Origin of the sequence: Streptomyces sp. NPDC002130 (assembly GCF_040296465.1) — a bacterium.
Taxonomy (GTDB): Bacteria; Actinomycetota; Actinomycetes; order Streptomycetales; family Streptomycetaceae; genus Streptomyces.
Genome location: NZ_JBEOXI010000420.1, coordinates 1 through 4329, shown reverse-complemented (window position 1 = coordinate 4329; position 4329 = coordinate 1). Strand labels below are relative to the sequence as shown.

Annotated in this window: 2 protein-coding genes and 1 pseudogene; 2 read left to right on the top strand and 1 reads right to left on the bottom strand. The window is 69.5% G+C overall.

Annotated features, from left to right (window positions below; translation table 11 throughout):
* A partial coding sequence (leuS, locus tag ABT116_RS40075; protein WP_351644899.1) for a leucine--tRNA ligase occupies nt 1–2292 on the bottom strand: 2292 nt, incomplete at its 3' end.
* A 471-nt stretch (nt 2293–2763) separates the two neighbouring features.
* On the opposite strand from leuS, the gene ABT116_RS40070 reads away from it, so the two are divergent.
* Complete coding sequence (locus ABT116_RS40070; protein ID WP_351644895.1) at nt 2764–4029, top strand: ferric reductase-like transmembrane domain-containing protein; 1266 nt, start codon at nt 2764–2766, stop codon at nt 4027–4029.
* Nucleotides 4026–4329, top strand: a pseudogene (locus ABT116_RS40065) (oxidoreductase); the annotation flags it as partial. The gene ABT116_RS40070 and the pseudogene ABT116_RS40065, both read left to right, overlap by 4 nt.

The window sequence follows — 4329 nt, the reverse complement described above, 5'->3', positions numbered from 1 at the left end:
GTCCAGCGGGCCCATGGCCATCTCGTACAGGCGCAGCGTGTCGGCTCCGTACTCGGCGCAGATCTCGTCCGGAGTGACCGCGTTCTTCAGGGACTTGCCCATCTTGCCCAGCAGCCGGGAGACCTTCTCGCCCTGGTAGTAGTAGGCGCCGTCGCGCTCCTCCACCTCGGCGGCCGGCACCGCGATGCCGCGGCTGTCGCGGTACACGTAGGCCTGGATCATGCCCTGGTTGAACAACTTGTGGAACGGCTCGGCGGACGAGACGTGCCCCAGGTCGTACAGGACCTTGGACCAGAAGCGCGCGTACAGCAGGTGCAGCACGGCGTGCTCGGCGCCGCCGACGTACAGGTCGACACCGCCGTGCGGCTGTCCCTCGCGCGGGCCCATCCAGTACTGCTCGATCTCCGGGTCGACCAGCTTCTCGGAGTTGTGCGGGTCCAGGTAGCGCAGCTCGTACCAGCAGGAACCGGCCCAGTTGGGCATGGTGTTGGTCTCGCGCCGGTAGGGGCGCGGGCCCCGTCCGTCGCCCAGGTCCAGCGTGACGTCGACCCAGTCCTCGTTGCGGGACAGCGGCGTCTCGGGCTGGGTGTCGGCGTCGTCCGGGTCGAAGGTGCGCGGCGAGTAGTCCTCGACCTCGGGCAGCTCCAGGGGCAGCATCGACTCGGGCAGCGCGTGGGCGATGCCGTCCTCGTCGTAGACGATCGGGAAGGGCTCGCCCCAGTAGCGCTGGCGGCTGAACAGCCAGTCCCGCAGCCGGAAGTTGACGGTGCCCTCGCCGACGCCCTGGGCCTCCAGCCACTCGGTGATACGTGCCTTGGCCTCGACCACGCCCAGGCCGTCCAGAATGACGCCGGTACCGGAGGAGTTCACGATCTTCGCGTCGTAGGAGGCGAAGGCGTCGTCCCACGTGGACGGGTCGGTGCCGCGGCCGTCGGTCGGCTCGACCACGCAGCGGATGGGCAGCTCGAAGGCGCGGGCGAAGGCGAAGTCACGCGTGTCGTGGGCGGGGACGGCCATGATCGCGCCGGTGCCGTAGCCCATCAGGACGTAGTCGGCGATGAAGACCGGGACCTGCTCGCCGTTGACCGGGTTGGTGGCGTACGCGCCGATGAAGACGCCGGTCTTGTCCTTGGCCTCGGCCTGGCGCTCCACGTCGGACTTCGAGGCGGCCTGGGCGCGGTAGGCGGCGACGGCCTCGCCCGGGGTCGCGTGACCGCCGGTCCAGACGTCGTGGGTGCCCTCCGGCCAGGCGGCCGGGGTGAACTTCTCCACCAGCGGGTGCTCGGGCGCCAGCACCATGTAGGTGGCACCGAACAGGGTGTCGGGGCGGGTGGTGAAGACGGTGATGCGCTCGCCGTCGATGGGGAAGTCGACGCGGGCGCCCTCGGAGCGCCCGATCCAGTTGCGCTGCTGCAGCTTGATGGCCTCGGGCCAGTCCAGCGCGTCCAGGTCCTCCAGCAGCCGGTCGGCGTAGGCCGTGATGCGCATGTTCCACTGGCGCAGCTTGGCCTTGAAGACCGGGAAGTTGCCGCGCTCGGAGCGGCCCTCGGCGGTGACCTCCTCGTTGGCCAGCACGGTGCCCAGCCCGGGGCACCAGTTGACCGGCGCGTCGGAGGCGTAGGCCAGCCGGAACTCGCCCAGGACGTCGGCCTTCTCGGCGGCGCTCAGCTCGCTCCACGCGCGCGCGTGCCCCGGTACGGGCCGCTCACCGGACTCGAACGCGGCGACCAGCTCGGCGATCGGGCGGGCCCGGCGGGCGTCGTGGTCGTACCAGGAGTTGAAGATCTGCAGGAAGATCCACTGGGTCCACTTGTAGTAGTCCGGGTCGATCGTGGCGAACGACCGGCGCTTGTCGTGGCCCAGGCCCAGCCGGCGCAGCTGGGCCTTCATGTTCTCCATGTTGGCCTCGGTGGACACGCGCGGGTGCGTGCCGGTCTGCACCGCGTACTGCTCGGCGGGCAGGCCGAAGGCGTCGAAGCCCAGGGTGTGCAGGACGTTGTGGCCGGTCATCCGCTGGAAGCGCGCGAACACGTCCGTGGCGATGTAGCCCAGGGGGTGGCCGACGTGCAGGCCCGCACCGGAGGGGTACGGGAACATGTCCATGATGAACTTCTTGGGGCGGGCGACGATCTCCCGGTCACCGGCCAGGTCGCCCTTGGGGTTGGGCGCGGCGTAGGTGCCGTCGGCGTCCCAGAAGTCCTGCCAGCGTGCCTCGATCTCGGCAGCCATGGCGGCCGTGTAGCGGTGCGGCGCCGCCACCTCGGAGGTGGCGGCGGGGTTCGTCTCGCTCATGATCCTCAAAGCTCCATCGATCGTCTCTGCCTGCGGCTGTCTGGTTCGAGAAACGAAAAATCCCCTCACACAGGAGGGGACGCCGCGCCGATGCCGGCCACTCGACTTCTCCGGTGGCCGGGACTGATCAGCGCGGCCCGCTAAGCAGAAGGCGTACGGCACGCATGGCGCTAGGGTACCGCAGGCCCTCAGCGCGCCGCGACGCGCTTTCGAGGGGCCGCCCCGCGCCCCCGAAATGCTGAATCATGGTCAATAGTTACTTCGCGTAACAGCAGCTAAGGGACATCGCATCGGCCGTATTGTCCTTTGATAACAACGCAATAACTCAAACCTCGTACTGATCGGTATGACTCCGCTTAGAGTTCGGCAGCGGGACCGCTGCTTTCCCGAACCGCTCGGAGTTGCCCCCATGAACCCTCATCGCAGTAACACCTCCCTACCCCCGGTCGCCGGGACGTGGGGAGGCAAGTCGTGAACCCCTACGACTCCACGGCAGACGACTCGTTCGCCGAGTTCCTCAACTTCGGTGCGGGCGTGCTGTCCCTCGTGTGTCTGACGTGCTCGGTGATCTGGGGGCTGGTCGCCCAGGACCGGGTCCTCCTCGACGCCCGCCGCCGCATCCTGGCGCAGGCCGTGCACCGGACCACGGCCGTCGCCTCGATCGTCTTCCTGCTGGTGCACATCGGCGTGAAGCTGGCGCTGTCCCACACCTCGTGGATCGCGGCGGTGATCCCCTTCGGGCTGGTGTTCACCGACGAGGAGCTGGTCGGGGGCAGGTCGTTCCTGATCGGCCTGGGCACCCTGGCAGGCATGCTCATGATCTTCGTGGGCATCACCGGCGTGCTGCGCAACCGCTTCGCGTCCCCCGCGCCCGTCGCGGCCCGCTGGCGGGCGATGCACATGCTGGCCTACCCGGCCTGGTGCGCCGCCCTGGTCCACGGCCTCTACGCGGGTCGCTCGGCCAAGCCGATCTTCGTCATCCTGTACTGCCTGTCCCTGGTCGGCGTCGCCGGAGCGCTCGCCCTGCGCGCGGCTCCGCGCCAGGTCAAGCGCCAGGTCGCCGACAAGATCGCCTCGATGATCGGACCCGGCGACGGCCAGGGCCGCAGGGATCTGGAGGAGAGCAGGGCCCGGGCGGGCGGCGGCTTCGCACTCCCCGGCCAGGGGGGCCGGGGAGCATCCGGGCGCACCGCGGCGTCCCCGTCGGGGCCGCTGTACGAGAAGGCGGAACGCCCTGCGGCCAAGGAACCGGCGAACGGCTTCGCCGCCGCCTACCGGGCCGTCTCGGGCCCGCCCCAGGGCCAGCAGCCCTTCGCGCCCGGGCCGACCACCAGCATGCAGTTGCCGCTGGACCTGCAGCCCACCGAGACCATCCCGACCGTGGACGGCCCCTCCAGCACCTCGGGCAACTGGCCGATCCCGTCCCCGCCCCCGGTCGGCGAGGCCCCGCCGTCCGCCTACGACCCGCTGCAGGACACGGGCTTCAACATCCCGCCCTACGACCCTCTTCAGGACACCGGACAAAGCATCCCGGCCTACGGCAATCCAGGCACCGCCGGTTACGGATCGAGTGACGTGTACGACACGGGTGAGACGAACGCCGCCTTCGACACGTACTACCCGAACGACACGTACAACAGCGGTCCCGCCACTGACACAAATCCCGGTGCGTCCTACGACTTGGACGCACCGGGATCGGGCGAACCTTGGAACACGCCTTCCGGAGGCTTTAAGTGAACGAGGCCCTGCCCGACGTACCCGAAGTCCGCGTGGTCGGTCTTCCCCAGCTCACGTCGGGCTTCGACCTTGTCGATCGGCTCGATCTGCCCATGCACCTCAAGGTGCACGGGCCGCTCGAGCCGATGGGCGGTGAGCAGCTCGCGCAGCTCGCCGAACGCATCAACCTGAAGGGCCGCGGCGGCGCGGGCTTCCCCTTCCACAAGAAGCTGCGCTCGGTCGCCGAGGCGGCGATCAAGCGCGGCGTCCGGCCGGTCGTCGTGGTGAACGGCAGTGAGGACGAGCCGGCCTGCCGCAAGG